This is a genomic window from Dactylosporangium sp. CA-233914, from assembly GCF_050942935.1.
Classification (GTDB): domain Bacteria; phylum Actinomycetota; class Actinomycetes; order Mycobacteriales; family Micromonosporaceae; genus Dactylosporangium.
Genome location: NZ_CP192030.1, coordinates 7,210,444 through 7,226,364 on the forward strand (window position 1 = coordinate 7,210,444; position 15,921 = coordinate 7,226,364).

Below are 15,921 nucleotides of genomic sequence, written 5' to 3' on the forward strand. Positions count from 1 at the left end.
CGGCACCTCCGCAAGCTCCGGCGCCGACGCGAGGAAACTGAACCCATGGTGAGCGGCCCCTCCGCTCCGCTCCGGACCGCTCACGGCTTCGCCCCGTTGCCGTTGTCCGGGTTGGCGCCGTTGGCTCGGGCTGGGAACAGCCCCTCCGGGCGGCCCTTGCCGTCCCAGTTGAGCAGGTTGACGCGGCGGTGCTTGTCGGCCGGGTCGACGATCGTGTCGGAGGTCTGCCGCTCGCGCAGCATCCGGAAGTTCTCCACCGCGATCGGGGCCGGGCCGCCGGACGCCTCGCCGAACGGGCCCGAGCCGCCCATGCCGGGCCCGCCCTCGTAGTCCAGCGAGCACCCGGTGGCCAGCTCCTCGAGGCCGTGGGCCTGCTCGGCGTGGGCGGGCGGGATGACGTACCGCTCGTCGTACTTGGCCAGGGCCAGCAGCCGGTACATGTCGTAGACCTGCTCGCCGGTCATGCCGACCGCGGCGGCGATCGACTCGTCCGGGTCGCGGCCGAGGTTGATGTCGCGCATGTACGAGCGCATCGCGGCCAGCCGGCGCAGCACCGCGTCGACGGGGGCCGGGTCGCCGGCGGTGAACAGCTGGGCCAGGTAGTCGACCGGGATGCGCAGCGCCTCGATGGCGGCGAAGAGGTTGCCGCGGTCCTCGGCGTCGTGGCCGGTGTCGCGCACGACGTCGACGACCGGCGACAGGGGCGGGATGTACCAGACCATGGGCATGGTGCGGTACTCCGGGTGCAGCGGCAGCGCCACCTTGAACCGGTTGATGAGCGCGTGGACGGGCGAGCGGCGGGCCGCCTCGATCCAGTCCGGCGGGATGCCGGCCCGCTCGGCGGCCGCGACCACGGCGGGGTCGTCGGGGTCCAGGAACACCTTGCGCTGCGCCTCGTAGAGGTCGTGCTCGTCCACTGTGGAGGCGGCGGCGAGGACGGCGTCGGCGTCGTAGAGCATCAGCCCGATGTACCGCAGCCGCCCGACGCAGGTCTCCGAGCACACGGTGGGGATGCCGACCTCGATGCGGGGGAAGCAGAACGTGCACTTCTCGGCCTTGCCGGTGCGGTGGTTGAAGTACACCTTCTTGTAAGGGCAGCCGGAGACGCACATCCGCCAGCCCCGGCAGCGGTCCTGGTCCACCAGGACGATGCCGTCCTCCTCGCGCTTGTAGATCGCCCCGGACGGGCAGGAGGCGGCGCAGGACGGGTTGAGGCAGTGCTCGCAGATGCGCGGCAGGTAGAACATGAAGGTCTGCTCGAACTCGAACTTCACCTTGTCGGCGATGCCCTTGAGCAGCACGTCCTTGTCGCCGTGGTCGGGCGCGCCGGCGAGGTCGTCGTCCCAGTTCGCCGACCAGGAGATCTTCATGTCCCGCCCCGACAGCAGCGACTTGGGCCGGGCGACCGGGGTGTGCTCCTGCAGCGGCGCGTTGGTGAGCGTCTCGTAGTCGTAGGTCCACGGTTCGTAGTAGTCGTCGATCGCGGGCAGCTTCGGGTTGGAGAAGATGGTCAGCAGCTTCTTGAACCGCCCGCCGCCCTTGAGGGTCAGCCGGCCGCGGCGGTTGAGGGTCCAGCCGCCCTTCCACGTCTCCTGGTCCTCGTACCGGCGCGGGTAGCCCTGGCCGGGCCGGGTCTCGACGTTGTTGAACCACACGTACTCGACGCCGGTGCGGTTGGTCCACGCCTGCTTGCAGGTGACCGAGCAGGTGTGGCAGCCGATGCACTTGTCGAGGTTCATCACCATCGCCATCTGCGCCATCACGCGCATGTCAGTACTCCACATCCTGCGAGCGGCGCCGGATGACGGTCACCTCGTCGCGCTGGTTGCCGGTCGGGCCGAGATAGTTGAAGGCGAACGACAGCTGCGCGTATCCGCCGACGAGATGGGTGGGCTTGATGAGCAGCCGAGTCAGGGAGTTGTGGATGCCGCCGCGCCGGCCGTTGGTCTCGGTGCGGGGCACGTCGATGAGCCGGTCCTGGGCGTGGTGCATGTACACGGTGCCCTCGGGCATGCGGTGCGACACGATCGCACGGGCGACGACGACGCCGTTGCGGTTGACCGCCTCGATCCAGTCGTTGTCGCGCACGCCGATCTTCGCGGCGTCCTCCTTGGACATCCAGATCGTCTGCCCGCCGCGCGAGAGCGAGAGCATGAACAGGTTGTCCTGGTACTCCGAGTGGATCGACCACTTGTTGTGCGGGGTCAGGTACCGCACCGTGATGCCCAGCTCGCCCTTCTCGCCTACCCGGGGCTCGCCGAACAGCGCGTGCATGTTCAGCGGCGGGCGGTACGTCGGCATCCACTCGCCGAGCTCGGCCATCCAGTCGTGGTCGAGGTAGAAGTGCTGCCGGCCGGTGAGGGTGTGCCAGGGCTTGAGTCGCTCGACGTTGATGACGAACGGCGAGTAGCGCCGCCCGCCGGCCTCCGACCCGGACCACTCCGGCGACGTGATGACCGGCGTCGGGCGGGACTGGGTGTCGGCGAACGTGATCTGCTTGCCCTCGTGCTCGGCGGCCAGGTCCGCCAGGCGCATCCCGGTCTGCCGCTCCAGCTGACGGAAGCCCTGGGTGGCGAGGTGGCCGTTGGTGGTGCCGGACAGCGCCAGGATCGCCTCGCAGGCCTGCACGTCCCGGGCGATCGACGGGCGGCCGTCGGCGACCCCGCCGCGGACCACGCCGTTCTTGCGGCGCAGGTAGTCCAGCTCTCGCTCGACGCGGAACGTGACGCCCTTGGTGGTCGCGCCCATGGTGTCCAGCAGCGGGCCGAGCGAGGCCATCTTGTCGGCGATCGCGGCGTAGTCGCGCTCGACCGGGACCAGCTTCGGCATCGTGCGGCCCGGGACCGGCTCGCAGTCGCCGGCCTTCCAGTCCACGACCCGGCCGTGCGGGTAGGCCAGCTCGTCCGGGGTGTCGTGCAGCAGTGGCGCGGCGACGACGTCGGTGCGGGTGCCGAGCCGCCCGGCGGCCAGCGTGCTGAACGCCCGGGCGATGGCCATGAACGCGTCCCAGTCGGTGCGGGTCTGCCACGGCGGGGCGATCGCGGGGTTGAACGAGTGCACGAACGGGTGCATGTCGGTGGTGTTCAGGTCGTGCTTCTCGTACCACGTCGCGGCGGGCAGCACGACGTCGGAGTACACCGTGGTGGACGTCATCCGGAAGTCCAGTGACACCAGCAGGTCCAGCTTGCCGGTCGGGGCCTCGTCGCGCCACACGACGTCGCGCGGCCGGGCTCCGGGCGGGGCCTCCTGCGCCCGTACGGCGTGGTCGGTGCCGAGCAGGTGGCGCAGGAAGTACTCGTTGCCCTTCGCCGACGAGCCGAGCAGGTTCGCCCGCCAGATCGTCAGCACCCGCGGGAAGTTCTCCGGGGCGTCGGGGTCCTCGCAGGCGAAGCGCAGCCGGCCCGCCTTGAGCTCCCCCACGACGTGCTCGGCGACGCCTGCCCCGGCCGCGGCGGCCTCGTCGGCGAGGTCGAGCGGGTTGCGGTCGAACTGCGGGAAGGACGGCATCCAGCCCATCCGCGCCGAGGCGGCGATGAGGTCGGCGGTGGTGCGGCCGGCGAACGCGCCGCCGTCGGTGCCGGCAGCCAGGGTGGCGGCGGAGAACGGGTCGTAGCGGTACTGGTCGGTGTGCAGATACCAGTACGCCGTCTGGATCATCTGCCGGCCGGGCCGCGACCAGTCCGCCGCCGTGCCGAGCACGCTGTAGCCGGTGATCGGGCGGACCTTCTCCTGCCCGACGTAGTGCGCCCAGCCGCCGCCGTTGACGCCCTGGCAGCCGGTCAGCGTCGTGAGCGTCAGGAACGAGCGGTAGATGGTGTCGGAGTGGAACCAGTGGTTGGTCCCCGCACCCATGATGATCATGGAGCGGCCCTTGGACTCCTCGGCGTTCGCGGCGAACTCGCGGGCGATGCGGGCCGCGGCGGGGGCGGGCACGCCGGTGATCGTCTCCTGCCAGGCCGGGGTGTACGGCTGGGTGGCGTCGTCGTAGCCGCTCGGCCATTGCCCGGGCAGCCCGTCGCGCGCGACACCGTACTGCGCCAGCAGCAGGTCGAAGACGGTGGTGACCAGGTGCTCGCCGACGCGCCGCACCGGCACCCCGCGACGGATCGGCTCGGCGGCGCCCTTCGGGGTGTCGAAGCGGGGCAGCGTGACCGCGGCCGTGTCGCCGCCGAAGAGCGACAGCCGGGGCTGGACGTCGCCGAGGTCGAGGTTCCACCGCCCGGCGCCCGCCTCGCCGTAGCGGAAACCGAGCGACCCGTTGGGCACGACCGGCATCCCGTCCTCGTCGAGCAGCACCGTCTTGAACGCGGCGTGCTCGGTCTCGGCGAGCGCGCCGGGCAGGTCGGCGGCGGTGAGCATCTTGCCCGGCCGGTAGGTGCCGTCGCCGAGGTCGTCGAGGGTCACCAGGAACGGCAGGTCGGTGTAGCGGCGCACGTAGTCGGTGAAGTACGGCACCTGGCGCTCGACGAAGAACTCCTTCAGCACGACGTGGCCCATCGCCATGGCCAGGGCGCCGTCGGTGCCGGGCTGGGCGGGCAGCCACTCGTCGGCGAACTTGACGTTGTCGGCGTAGTCGGGGGCGACCGCGACGACCTTCTGGCCCCGGTAACGGGCCTCGGCCATCCAGTGCGCGTCCGGGGTGCGGGTCACCGGCAGGTTGGAGCCCCACATGATGAGGTAGCCGGCGTCCCACCAGTCGCCGGACTCCGGCACGTCGGTCTGGTCGCCGAACACCTGCGGGGAGGCGACGGGCAGGTCGGCGTACCAGTCGTAGAACGACAGCATCGCGCCGCCGATGAGGTTGTAGAACCGGGCGCCGGCCGCGTGCGACACCATCGACATCGCGGGGATGGGCGAGAAGCCGGCCAGGCGGTCGGGGCCGTACTTCTGGATGGTGTGCACGTGCGCGGCGGCGATCATCTCCACCGCCTCGTCCCAGGTGGCCCGGACCAGGCCGCCCTTGCCGCGGACGGACTTGTAGCGGCGGGCCTGCTCCGGGTCGCTGACCACGGCGGCCCAGGCCGCGACCGGGTCGCCGCCGTTGGCGGCCTTCGCCGCCCGGTAGAGCTCCAGCAGCACCCCGCGGACGTACGGGTAGCGCACGCGGGTGGGCGAGTAGGTGTACCAGGAGAAGGCGGCGCCGCGCGGGCAGCCACGCGGCTCGTACTCCGGCCGGTCGGGGCCCACGCTCGGATAGTCGGTCTGCTGCGACTCCCAGGTGATGATGCCGTCCTTGACGTACACCTTCCAGGAGCACGACCCGGTGCAGTTGACCCCGTGCGTGGAGCGCACCACCTTGTCGTGCGCCCAGCGGTCCCGGTAGAACGCGTCGGCCTGGCGGCCGCCGATCTGATACAGCGTGCGCAGGTCCGGCGAGACCTCGCCGCGAGTGAAGAACCGCCGTGTCGACACCAGCGCGTCGGCGAGGCCGTCGTCCAGGCCGACGGGGTTGGTCCGGCTGTTCACAGTGTCCGCTCCCCTCCGATCTTGTAGATCCTCACAATAGCCCCGAATGGGCACGAACACTGCCTACCCTGGCCCGGACCGTGTCCACAGCCTCCCACTCCTCGTTGCTCAGGCCCGCCAGCGCCGCGGGGAACACGCCGTCCTGCTCCTTGAGGATGTGCTCGCGCAGCATCTCCAGGGTGTCCAGCAGATCCAGGGGCCAGGCCGGGTCGGCGGGGGTGCCGTCCGCGGCGGCCCCGAGCACCGCCTCGACGCGGCGGTGCTCGGACTGCAGCGCGGCGACGTGCTCGGGGAAGTCGCCGGCCAGCGCCGGGAACAGGCCCTGCTCCTCGACCTCGGTGTGCGGGCCGAGGACCTCGGCGATGCGCCGGGCCAGCGCCGCCATCCGGTCCGCATCGGCCGCCTGGTGCGCCGCGCGCACCTCGCCGATGAGGTTGACGACCAGGTCGTGCTCGCGGGTCAGCTCGTCGATGGCGGCCAGGGCCTGGCAGCCGCAGTACTCACACATGCGCGGTCTTGCGGGTCCGGCGGGCGGCCGGCTGCTCGGTGCCGGTGCCGTGCGCGACGGCGGTGACGGTCAGCAGCAGCGCGCCGAGCGCGACCACGACCAGCGCGGCCAGGCCGGCGGCGTAGGAGCCGTACTGCTCGTAGACCACGCCCATGACCAGCGGCGGGACGAACCCGCCCAGGCCGCCGGCCGCGCCGACGACGCCGGTGACCGAGCCGACCATATTCGCCGGCGCCCGCTGGGCGACCAGGGCGAAGGTGGCGCCGCTGCCCGCGCCGAGCGCGGCGGCCATGGACAGGAACGCGATGGTGCCCAGCGGCGCCAGGCCCGGCGTGAAGGACTGCACGACCGCGCCGGCGGCGACGACCGCGAGGGAGACGGCCAGGACCCGGGTGGCGGGGATCCGGTCGGACAGCCAGCCGCCGACGGGACGCATGATGACGGCGAGGACCACGAACCCGGCCATCCGGTTGGCCGCGTCGGCCTGGGTCAGGCCGTAGGCGGTCTTGAGGTAGGCGGGCAGGTACACGGAGAACGCCACGTAGCCGCCGAACGCGACGGCGTAGAGCACGGCGGCCTGCCAGGTGATGCGCAGCCGCGCGGTCGCGGCCAGGCGCCGGGCCAGCGGCTCGGCCGGCACGACCCGCCCGGGGGCGTCGCGCAGCAGCAGCCAGCTCACGAGCGCGTACAACGCCAGGACGACGGAGGTGACGACGAACGGCGTGGCGGTGCTGCCCGCGTTGACCAGCTTCACGGTGGTCAGCGCGCTGATCGCGGTGCCGCCCATGCCGGCACCGAAGACGCCGACCGCCAGGCCCCGCCGCTGCGGCGGGAACCAGTTGTTGACGAACGGCACGCCCACGGCGAACGCGGTGCCGCCGATGCCGAGGAAGAACCCGCCGACGAGCAGGCCCGCGAGCGAGGTGTGCCCGGCCAGGCCCACGTAGAGCACCGGGACGATCGTGGTCAGCGAGACCAGCGGGAACATGATCCGCCCGCCGTAGCGGTCGGTCAGCGCGCCGACCGGGATCCGGCCGATCGAACCGACGACGACCGGCACCGCGACCAGCAGCGCCTGCTGGAACGAGCTCAGATGCAGCGCGTCCTTGAACTTCGGCGCGAGCGGGCTCAGCAGGGCCCAGGCCCAGAAATTGACCGCGAACCCGACCGTGGCCAGCGCGAGCATGAGCGCTCGCCGGCCTCCGGTGACCGTGGGTGGCTGGGGTGTGCTCATCGTACGCTCCACTGCGGGGTGTCGAATTGCCGGACTGTCTCAGGGTTCCTGCCTGTGCACGGCTTGAACAGGGACCTTGGTCCTGTCCCGGGCGGGCCGATCTGCGCTGCTGCGGCGGGCCGCGCCGTCCTAGCGTCGGTGTACGTGAGACGACAGTGGGTGCCACCGCAGCACGGCGCGTGGGCGATGCTGGCCGTGCCGTTGCTGGCCGGGCTGCTCACCGCCGGGTGCCGCTGGCCCGATCTTCCCCTGGCCGGGGCCTGGCTCGCTGGATATCTGCTGTCCTACTTCGCGTTCCTGGCGATCAAAACCCGCCGCCCGGGCCGATACCGCGCCCAGTTGCTGCTCTACGGCGCCGTCGCCGGGGTGCTGACCGCCGCCGTCGTCGCGGCCCGCCCGGCGGTGCTGTGGTACGCCCCGGCCTACGCCGTCCTCGTCGCCGCCAACGCCTGGTTCGCCGCCCGGCGCCGCGAGCGGGCCCTGCTGGGCGGCGTCGCCTCGGTGCTGCAGAGCTGCCTGATGGTGTTCGTGGTCGCGACCGTGGCCGGGAAACCGCCGGCCACGGTGCTGGGCGCGTTCCTGCTGTGCCTGGGGTACTTCGCCGGCACGGTCCTCTACGTCAAGACGATGATCCGCGAGCGCGGCAACCCCGCCTTCAAGCGCTGGTCGATCGCCTGTCACGCGGTCGCACTGGCCGTGGCCGCGTGGGTGACACTGTGGGCCGTGCCGCTGTTCGGCTGGCTGCTGGTGCGGGCGGCGGTGCTGCCGGGCCGCGGCTGGACCCCGAAGCGGGTCGGCCTGGTGGAGATGGCCAACTGCGTGCTGCTGCTGGCCTGCGTCACGGCGCTGTGAGCGCCCCGGCCGCCGCCCACAGCTCCCGCTCGCGCCCGTGGTCGTAGGAGGCGTCCGAGGAGCGCTCGACCCGGCCCAGGTTCACGTACGCCCCGCTCGGCCCCACGGCCGGGCCGGTCGCGACCCGGGCCAGGTGCGCTCCGGCGGTGCGGGCGTTGACCGACAGCGGCGTGAGCGTCAGCACCGGCATGCCTCGAGCAGGGCCGCGCCCGCAACCCGTCGCCGCAGGTCGTCGCCGCGCTGGCCCGGGCGCTGCAACTCGACGCAGCCGAGCGCGACCACCTGTACCGCACCGCCGGTCTGCTGCCCCCGGCCGCCGGGGACGTGAGCACCCACATCCCGCCCGGCGTCGCGCGGATCGCCGCCCGCCTCGGCAACGTGCCGCTGGCGGTGTTCGCCGCCGACTGGACCCTGCTGACCTGGACGCCGCTGTGGGCGGCGCTGCTGGGCGACCCGGCCGCCGCCGCGCGGGAGGAGCGCAACCTGCTGCGGGCCGTGTTCACCTCGGCCCCGTCGCTGCCCCGGCCGGACGACATGTCGGCCATGCGCGCGGGCACCCTGCCGGCGGCGCTGGTCGCCGATCTGCGCACGACCGCCGCCGCCCATCCGCACGACCGGCGGCTGGCCGCGCTGATCTCGTCCCTGCGCGGCGAGAGCCCGAGGTTCGCGGCGCTGTGGGACTCGGGGGCGGTCGCGGCGCACGGGAGCGAGCGCAAGACGATCGCGCACCCGGTGGTCGGCCCGGTCACCCTGGACTGCGACGTGCTGACCGCGCACGGCTGCGACCTGCGCATCGTGGTCTACACGGCCCCGGCCGGCTCCGCGGACGCGGACAAGCTCGACCTGCTGCGCGTCACCGGCTCCGTCGTCTAAAACCCGGTGACCGGGACCGACTCGACGGCGCTCCAGGCCAGCGCGCCCGCCGTGCAGGCCAGGGCCGCCGCCGCGGCGTAGTGCGGCCACGCCCGCGGTCCCCGGCGCCGGCCGAAGGACCAGGTGGCGACCGTGATGCCCGCGGCCGCCTGCAGCAGGCCCTCGTTGAGTCCGGCGCTGCCGATATCGCCGGCCAGCAGCCGGGACGCGACGATCGCGATCCCGGCCCCGGCCAGCAGGCCGCAGGCCAGGCCCGCGGCGGCCGCGGCGCGGCGGGCGGTGTCGGTGCGCACGGCGTGGGCCAGCACGCCGAGCACGGCGCCGCCGGCGATGGAGAGCAGCATCCAGTACGCGAACGCCTTCAGTAGCGGCGCGAACTCCCCGCCGGGGCGCAACCCGCCCGGCAGGTTCAGCCAGTAGTAGCAGCCGGTCGCGGTGCACAGCACGATGACCGCGGCGGCCGCCGAGCCGCGCCGGGTGCGGGTCGGGAAGGCGGCGGCGAACGCGGCGCAGCCCCAGGCGAAGCCGGTGCTGGCGACGAACTGCAGCACGGTGCGCAGCGGGCCGTCGGCCAGGTCGGCACAGAACGAGGCGATGCCGAGCGTCACGCCCGCCGTCAGCGGCCAGCCGATGCCGATGCGCTGCCGGGCCGGCGTCCCGCTGTGGGCCTCCACCATGCAAGCCATGATCCCGGCCCCGCCCCGAATCCGCCGCCCCGTTGCGGGAACTGCAACGCTTCAGCTGCTCGCCGGCAGCGCCTCGTCCAGCGCTCGCGCCGCCTGCCCGGCGGTCGAGTTCAGTCCTTCCAGGCCCGGCACGCCGGTCAGCCGCGGCGCGACCTCGAGCAGCATCGCGAGGCCGGCGAGCGCCAGCCGCCCGGCCTCGTCGAGCCGGTCGTCCTTGACGAGCATCTTGACCTCGCCGGAGATCCCGGCCAGCAGGCTTTCGTCCGTGTCGGGCGCCACGTGCCCGACCAGCCCGGGGGCGTCCGCTTCGGCGTCGCGCAGGTCCCGCAGCGCGAGGACGACGGCCCGCTGGTCACCGACCCGATCCAGCAGCGAGACCGCGTTGAGGGTCCGGGTCACGAGCTGGGGCCGCCCCGGAAACCGGTCCAGCCACCGCAGCAGCTCCGTGTCCCCGCCGAGATGCTCCATCACCCGCCGCACCCCCGACGCGACGGGCGTGCACGGCGGCTCGACCTGCCCCAGCAGGTACGCCACCTGCTGCGCGAGCCTCCCCTGAGCGCCGTCGTCGAGCCGCCCGCGCACGAACTTGTGGACGGCCCACATGTCGAGCCCGCCGACCGGGGAAACGGTCACGCCTGGCTCGCTACCCACCGCAGCCGAGCGCAAACGGCGGCCCGGCCCGCCCGGTCGATGGCACCGGCGACCGCGGGGCTCGTCGCCCTACACCGGGAGTCGCAGCCGCAGGAGGGCGCCGCCGCCTGGGGCTTGTTCGGCGGTGAGGGTGCCGCCGTGGGCGGTGGTGATGTCGCGGGCGATGGGGAGGCCGAGGCCGGTGCCGCCGGCGGTGCGGGAGCGGTCTTCGTCGAGGCGGACGAAGCGGTCGAAGATGCGGTGGCGGTCTGGGGCGGGGATGCCGGGTCCGTCGTCGGTGATGGTGATTTCGGCGGTGTTGTGGTGTGTTCGTACGGTCATGTCGATGGTGGTGGTGGCGTGGCGGGCGGCGTTGTCGACGAGGTTGCGCAGGGCGCGTTGGAGGTGGTGGGGGTCGCCGCTGATGCGGACGGGGTTGGTGTGGGTGGTGATGTGGAGGTTGGGGTGTTGGGTGTGGAGGCGTTCGCGTTCGGTGTAGACGAGGTCGTCGAGGTCGACGTCTTCGCGGCGCAGGTGGAGGGTGTGTTCGTCGACGCGGGCGAGGAGGAGGAGGTCGGCGATGAGTCTGGCCATGCGTTCGCTTTCGCGGCGCATGCGTTCGATGTGGGGGTTGGGGGTGAGGAGGTCGAGTGCGGCGAGGACGGTGGAGAGGGGGCTGCGGAGTTCGTGGGAGGCGTCGGCGACGAAGCGGCGTTGGGTTTCGGTGGCGGTTTCGATGCGGTCGAGCATGGTGTTCATGGTGGTGGCGAGGGCGGCGATTTCGTCGGTGGTGGGTGGGACGGGGAGTCGGGTGTGCAGGTTGTGGCCGGTGATGGTTTCGGCTTGTTGGCGCATGGCGTCGACGGGGCGCAGGGTGCGGCCGACGAAGAGGAAGGTGGCGACGCCGACGGTGATGGTGAGCAGGGGTAGGCCGATGGCGAGGGCGCCGATGGCGGCTTCGGTGCCGTCGTCGATTTCGTCGATGGATTGTCCGGCGAGGATGGTGCGGGGTCCGGTTGGGGTGGTGACGCCGAGTGCGGTGATGCGGAAGTATTCGTCGTGGGCGACGCTCAGTCGTCGTTGTTCCCGTTTCGTTTGGGCGGGTTGTGGGCGCAGGGTGGAGATCGGCTGGGCGCCGGCGATGAGTGCGGAGGCCTGCAGGACCTTGCCGTTGCCGTCGAGGACCTGCACGATCGTGCGGTCCCGCAGCGACGGCCGCATCACCGCCGACAGCGCCGCCTCCCCGTCGCCGAGCGCGTCGGCGACCTGCGCCGCCCGGTCCCCCGTGCTCTGGTCGACGTTCCTGGTGAGAATCATCCGCGCGGCGATGACGAACGTGACACCGGTGAGCATCGAGGCGACGGCGACCACCGCAGCCGCGGCCAGGGCCGAGCGCATCCGCACCCCGAGCCGCTGCCGAATCCGCTCCGCGAGCCTCCTCATGGAGCCGACGCTAGCGCCTTCGCGCCGGCCCGCTCGCAGCGGTTCCGGCTTTCGGGCGCGACGCCGGCGTGAGCCGACGTACAGCGCCTGGCCGCCGGCGTGGCCATGACAGGGTCTCAAGGACAAGGAGCTGCACGGCGTCGCGACAGGCGCCGGACCGCAGGCTGGCGACCAGCTCGCCGAAACCGTCGTCCGTGGGCTAGCCCGATGATCAAAACACTCGAACGCCACCCGTGGTTTCCCCGCGGGTCGCCGCACGGTCCGCTTCCCCCTGATATTTCTTGCAGGCAAGCAAGCATTCGACGACAAAGGTGCCGCCCGCTCCATGACCAGCCAATACTCCCTCAGCCGCCGCGTCTTCCTGCGGACCGCCGGCGTGGCCACCGCGACGATCGCAAGCGGCCTCGCCGTTGCCCCGCGCGCTTTCGCCGACGCCGTGCCCGACTTCGCGACGACTCCGTTCACCGTCGGCGTCGCCTCCGGTGACGCGATCCCTGGCGCAGTCGTTCTCTGGACCCGCCTCGCGCCCGCGCCGACCTCCGTGGGCCAAGGCATGGACGGCGTCGGAAGCGTACCGGTCGTATGGCAGGTGGCGCGGACGCCGGCTGACCTTCAGTCCGGCAACCTCGTCGCGGCCGGTACCACGACGACGGACCCGGAATTCGGCTGGTCGGTGCACGTCGACGTGACGGGTCTGCATCCCGACACCGCCTACGCGTACCGGTTCGTCGTCGGCGATTGGGTCAGTCCCATCGGTTCCACCCGCACCACGCCCGTACCCTCAGCCGACAGGACCGCCAGGTTCGCCGTCATCAGCTGCGAGAACATGGCCAGGCCGGGCGGCGGTCTCTTCTATTTCAACGGGGTCGCGGACATCGGGCGGCGCGACGACCTGGACTTCGTCGTCTTCCTCGGCGACTACATCTACGAGTTCGGCCGCGCGGGCCACATCCCCAACCGGGGGGTGGTCTCGCTCGACGACTACCGGCGCCGGTACGGGCAGTACAAGTCCCGCGACGCACTGCTGGCACTGCACGCCCGCCACCCGGTGTACGTCGTTCCCGACGACCACGAGTTCTTCGACAACGTCGCCGGCGGGGACCCAGACATGACCGACGCGGCCCGCGAGCGGTTCAGCAACGCGCTGCAGGCGTTCTGGGAGAACATGCCGCTGCGGGGCGGGCCGCCGGTCTACGACGCCGCGTCGGGCCGCAAGCACCTCCCCCTGCACCGGCAGGTGAAGTGGGGGCGGCACCTCGACCTGCTGCTCGTGGACGACCGGCAGTGGCGCACGCCGACCGGCACGATCCTCGGCAAGGAACAGCTGTCCTGGTTGCTGGACAAGGTCGCCGGCTCGCATGCGACCTGGACGGCGATCGGATCCGGAGTCCCCGTCTCCTGGTTCCCCGGGTTCCCCGGCACAGCGGACAAGTGGACCGGTTACGAGGCCGACCGCTCCGCGCTGACCGATGCGCTCGCCGCCCGTCTCGCCGCCCGCGCCCGCCGCTCGTTCAACCCCGTCGTGGTCAGCGGCGACGTCCACCGCGGAATCGTCACGTCGGTCCGGCAGCGGCAGAGCGAGAGCTCCGCGCTGGTGGCGACGGAGTTCGTCGGGCCACCGATGACCAGCGACAGCGGCACCGACTTCGAGGCGTACGCCGACCCGGGTGCATTCCGCGCGCAGTACGCCTACGGGAACCCGGGTTCCCTCAGCTCGTACCGCGGCTATCTCGACTGTGCGGTCGATTCGACCTCGTGGACGACGGCATTCGTGCTGGGCAACGCGGTCGAGCGGCCCGGCGGCACGGTGTCGGTGATGGACCGGTGGCGGGTCGATGCGGGATCCGCGATCGGTTCGGTCCACCGCCTCTGAACCAGCTGCCGGGACGGCTCCGGTGCGCGGGAACTGTCCCGGCACACCAAGCCCGAGCTAGCCGGCCGGCTCAACGCTCAGCCCGCCGTGATCGTCGCCGACGCCGACCGGCGCCCGCTCGCCGGCGGGGCCTCGTCCGTCACCGGCACCCCGACCCGCAGGGCGATCGCCGGGTTGCCGACGCCGCCGAGCAGGCCGCGCAGCGCGTGACGGACCGCGGCGACCTCGACGACCTCGCTGATCGGCGACGCGACCAGGCCGTGCGCGGTGAGCGTGAGCCACACGTCGGAGAGCGCCTCCCCGGCCGCGAGCCAGTCGCGGGGCTCGTCGCCGTCGGTGACCAGCAGCGCGTACACGGTGCCGCGGTCGCTGCCCGGCCCGGGCTCCAGCCCGCCCACCACGGTGAAGTCCCGCGGCGCCACCGTACGCCGGTCGGCCGCCACGACGTGCTTCGCCGCGATCCCCTCGGCGCCGGGCCGCGCCGTCCAGGCCAGCAGGTCCGCCCGGAACCGCGGGTCGGCCTGCTCGACGGCCCCCGCGTGGGCCACCGCCGCCGCGAACGCGGTCAGCTGCTCGTCCCGCACGACCTGCAGGTGTACCCGATGCCGCTGCGCCGCCGCCCGCAGCGCGTCGAGCACCGCCGCGGCGGGCCGCTCGTCGCCGAACGGCCGGCGATCGGTGTGCCGCTGCTCGATCGCCGCGGCGAGCCGCTCGTCCGCGGCGCGCACCGCGTCCGGGCGCGGCGCCCCGCCCCGGACCCGGGCCACCAGGTCGGGCCGGTCGGGATCGGGCAGCCGCTGGGCGTCGGCGTCGTACCCGGCGGCGTGCAGCGCGGCGGACGCGTGGTGCAGCGCCGTACCGCAGCTGAGCAGCAGCAGCCGCCCGTCCGGGTCGATCCCGGCAAGCTGGCGCGAGCGGTCCGCCCACAGCTCGGCGTGGTCACCGGCCAGCCGCCACCGCCACGGCTGCGTGTTCAAAATGGAGGGTGCCCGCAGCGCCGCGATCGACGCCTCGGCCACGAGATCAATGTCGGCGCGCAGGTTTCTGGTCATCCCGCAACAGTCGCGCGCCGCCCGCCGACCCGAACAGGGCCATAGGTCCCCCATCGCCCGGGACAACACCCGGTTTACAGAGAATGAATACTCTCGGTCACCGGGGACCCTGGACCGGGTAGCGGAACGTACGGCAGGCGGTCACGACGGTCGCGGGAACGGGATCCACTCCTTCGTCACCGTGACGCTGTCGAGCAGTTCCGGAACCGGAGTGCGGCCCAGCCCAGGCCCCTGCGGGACGTCGAGGTGTCCGTCGATGAGCACGAACGGCTCGGTGATGTCGGTCGCGTAGTAGCGGTCCGACGCGGAGGTGTCGCCCGGCAGCGTGAAGCCGGGCAGCGCCGCCAGGGCCACGTTCGCCGCGCGCCCCAGGCCGGTCTCCAGCATCCCGCCGCACCACACCGGCACGCCGTGGGCGACGCACACGTCGTGGACACGCCGGGCCTCCAGGTAGCCGCCGACGCGGGAGGGCTTGATGTTCACCACCGAGCAGGCACCCAGCGCGATGGCGTCCGCCGCCGAACGCGCGGAGACGATCGACTCGTCGAGGCAGATCGGCGTGCGCAGGACCTTGGCCAGCTCCGCGTGGCCGCGGATGTCCTCCTCGTCGAGCGGTTGCTCGATGAGGAGGAGGTCGAAGGGATCGAGCCGGGCGAGGTGGCGCGCGTCGGAGACGTGGTACGCCGTGTTGGCGTCCACCTGCAGCAGCACCTCGTCGCCGAAGCGCTCGCGCACGGCGCGTACCGGCTCGACGTCCCATCCCGGTTCGATCTTGAGCTTGATCCGTGCGTAGCCTTCGGCGAGGTAGCCGCCGACCGCGTCCAGCAACTGCGGGATGGAGTCCATGATCCCGACCGAGACGCCGGCGGCAACCCGCTCCCGCGTCGCGCCGAGCCACGTCGCGAAGGAGATGCGGTGCGCGCGGAGCCAGGCGTCCAGCACGGCGGTCTCCAGTGCCGCTTTCGCCATCCGGTGTCCCTTGATCGGGGCGAGTGCCGGGGCGACCTGCCACGGGTCGAGGTCCCGCACCGTGGCCAGCGCCGGGATCAGGTAGTCGCGCAGCACGTCGCCGACGGCCCTGGTGTACTCGGAGGAGTACAGGGGCGCGGACATCGCCCCGCACTCGCCCCAGCCCTCGCCGTCCGGCGTCTCGGCGCGCACCAGGGCGATCTCGCGCGAGTGCTGCGTGCCGAACGACGTCCGGAACGGTGACACCAGCGGCACTGCGATCTGCCGCACCTCGATACCGGTCAGCTGCATCTTCATCGCTGCTCCTCCCCCTCGTCGATCACTTACCAACCGTC

Annotated in this window: 13 protein-coding genes; 3 read left to right on the plus strand and 10 right to left on the minus strand. The window is 72.5% G+C overall.

Annotated features, from left to right (window positions below):
* Positions 1 to 80: 80 nt before the first annotated feature.
* The 4 genes from narH to ACQPY0_RS32380 all read right to left on the minus strand — a co-directional run bounded on the left by narH (position 81) and on the right by ACQPY0_RS32380 (position 7,208).
* Complete coding sequence (gene narH, locus ACQPY0_RS32365) at positions 81 to 1,769, minus strand: nitrate reductase subunit beta (protein WP_432968947.1); 1,689 nt, start codon at positions 1,767 to 1,769, stop codon at positions 81 to 83.
* Position 1,770: 1 nt separating this feature from the next.
* Positions 1,771 to 5,415, minus strand: coding sequence for a nitrate reductase subunit alpha (locus tag ACQPY0_RS32370; protein WP_432995466.1), 3,645 nt, complete (start codon positions 5,413 to 5,415; stop codon positions 1,771 to 1,773).
* A gap of 82 nt (positions 5,416 to 5,497) precedes the next feature.
* Positions 5,498 to 5,974, minus strand: a complete 477-nt coding sequence (locus ACQPY0_RS32375) for a hemerythrin domain-containing protein (RefSeq protein WP_432968950.1) — start codon at positions 5,972 to 5,974, stop codon at positions 5,498 to 5,500.
* Positions 5,967 to 7,208 (minus strand): MFS transporter, encoded by a 1,242-nt coding sequence (locus ACQPY0_RS32380; protein WP_432968953.1) that lies wholly within the window; start codon positions 7,206 to 7,208, stop codon positions 5,967 to 5,969. Before ACQPY0_RS32380 ends, ACQPY0_RS32375 begins: the two co-directional genes overlap by 8 nt.
* Positions 7,209 to 7,352: 144 nt before the next feature.
* Here ACQPY0_RS32380 and ACQPY0_RS32385 point away from each other — a divergent pair, with 144 nt between their 5' ends.
* Positions 7,353 to 8,060: a YwiC-like family protein gene (locus tag ACQPY0_RS32385; RefSeq protein ID WP_432968956.1), complete on the plus strand. Its 708-nt coding sequence runs from the start codon at positions 7,353 to 7,355 to the stop codon at positions 8,058 to 8,060.
* Here ACQPY0_RS32385 and ACQPY0_RS32390 read toward each other — a convergent pair.
* A complete protein-coding gene (locus ACQPY0_RS32390) occupies positions 8,047 to 8,250 on the minus strand; it encodes a hypothetical protein (protein WP_432968959.1) in 204 nt (67 codons plus the stop codon). The two genes, ACQPY0_RS32385 and ACQPY0_RS32390, sit on opposite strands and share 14 nt — an antisense overlap.
* 134 nt (positions 8,251 to 8,384) lie before the next feature.
* Here ACQPY0_RS32390 and ACQPY0_RS32395 point away from each other — a divergent pair, with 134 nt between their 5' ends.
* Positions 8,385 to 8,933 carry a hypothetical protein gene (locus tag ACQPY0_RS32395; protein ID WP_432968962.1) on the plus strand — a complete coding sequence of 183 codons (549 nt, stop codon included), beginning with the start codon at positions 8,385 to 8,387 and terminating at the stop codon, positions 8,931 to 8,933.
* On the opposite strand, the gene ACQPY0_RS32400 is transcribed toward ACQPY0_RS32395, so the two are convergent.
* The 3 genes from ACQPY0_RS32400 to ACQPY0_RS32410 all read right to left on the minus strand — a co-directional run bounded on the left by ACQPY0_RS32400 (position 8,930) and on the right by ACQPY0_RS32410 (position 11,692).
* Positions 8,930 to 9,610 (minus strand): DUF6518 family protein, encoded by a 681-nt coding sequence (locus ACQPY0_RS32400; RefSeq protein ID WP_432968965.1) that lies wholly within the window; start codon positions 9,608 to 9,610, stop codon positions 8,930 to 8,932. The genes ACQPY0_RS32395 and ACQPY0_RS32400 overlap by 4 nt on opposite strands.
* A gap of 60 nt (positions 9,611 to 9,670) precedes the next feature.
* Complete coding sequence (locus ACQPY0_RS32405; protein ID WP_432968968.1) at positions 9,671 to 10,252, minus strand: hypothetical protein; 582 nt, start codon at positions 10,250 to 10,252, stop codon at positions 9,671 to 9,673.
* Between the two features lie 87 nt (positions 10,253 to 10,339).
* The gene (locus ACQPY0_RS32410) at positions 10,340 to 11,692 is read right to left on the minus strand and encodes a sensor histidine kinase (RefSeq protein ID WP_432968971.1); all 1,353 of its coding nucleotides are present in this window, start codon (positions 11,690 to 11,692) and stop codon (positions 10,340 to 10,342) included.
* Between the two features lie 325 nt (positions 11,693 to 12,017).
* On the opposite strand from ACQPY0_RS32410, the gene ACQPY0_RS32415 reads away from it, so the two are divergent.
* Complete coding sequence (locus ACQPY0_RS32415) at positions 12,018 to 13,565, plus strand: alkaline phosphatase D family protein (protein WP_432968974.1); 1,548 nt, start codon at positions 12,018 to 12,020, stop codon at positions 13,563 to 13,565.
* A gap of 77 nt (positions 13,566 to 13,642) precedes the next feature.
* Here ACQPY0_RS32415 and ACQPY0_RS32420 read toward each other — a convergent pair whose 3' ends face one another.
* A complete protein-coding gene (locus ACQPY0_RS32420; protein ID WP_432968977.1) occupies positions 13,643 to 14,617 on the minus strand; it encodes an Acg family FMN-binding oxidoreductase in 975 nt (324 codons plus the stop codon).
* Between the two features lie 141 nt (positions 14,618 to 14,758).
* Positions 14,759 to 15,883 carry an o-succinylbenzoate synthase gene (gene menC, locus ACQPY0_RS32425; RefSeq protein ID WP_432968980.1) on the minus strand — a complete coding sequence of 375 codons (1,125 nt, stop codon included), beginning with the start codon at positions 15,881 to 15,883 and terminating at the stop codon, positions 14,759 to 14,761.
* Between the last annotated feature and the right edge of the window lie 38 nt (positions 15,884 to 15,921).

Coding starts and splice junctions, on each gene's coding strand:
- narH (WP_432968947.1), bottom strand. CDS start 1,769: ATGCGCGTGATGGCGCAGATGGCGATGGTGATGAACCTCGACAAGTGC.
- ACQPY0_RS32375 (WP_432968950.1), bottom strand. CDS start 5,974: ATGTGTGAGTACTGCGGCTGCCAGGCCCTGGCCGCCATCGACGAGCTG.
- ACQPY0_RS32380 (WP_432968953.1), bottom strand. CDS start 7,208: ATGAGCACACCCCAGCCACCCACGGTCACCGGAGGCCGGCGAGCGCTC.
- ACQPY0_RS32390 (WP_432968959.1), bottom strand. CDS start 8,250: ATGCCGGTGCTGACGCTCACGCCGCTGTCGGTCAACGCCCGCACCGCC.
- ACQPY0_RS32400 (WP_432968965.1), bottom strand. CDS start 9,610: ATGGTGGAGGCCCACAGCGGGACGCCGGCCCGGCAGCGCATCGGCATC.
- ACQPY0_RS32410 (WP_432968971.1), bottom strand. CDS start 11,692: ATGAGGAGGCTCGCGGAGCGGATTCGGCAGCGGCTCGGGGTGCGGATG.
- ACQPY0_RS32415 (WP_432968974.1), top strand. CDS start 12,018: ATGACCAGCCAATACTCCCTCAGCCGCCGCGTCTTCCTGCGGACCGCC.
- ACQPY0_RS32420 (WP_432968977.1), bottom strand. CDS start 14,617: ATGACCAGAAACCTGCGCGCCGACATTGATCTCGTGGCCGAGGCGTCG.
- menC (WP_432968980.1), bottom strand. CDS start 15,883: ATGAAGATGCAGCTGACCGGTATCGAGGTGCGGCAGATCGCAGTGCCG.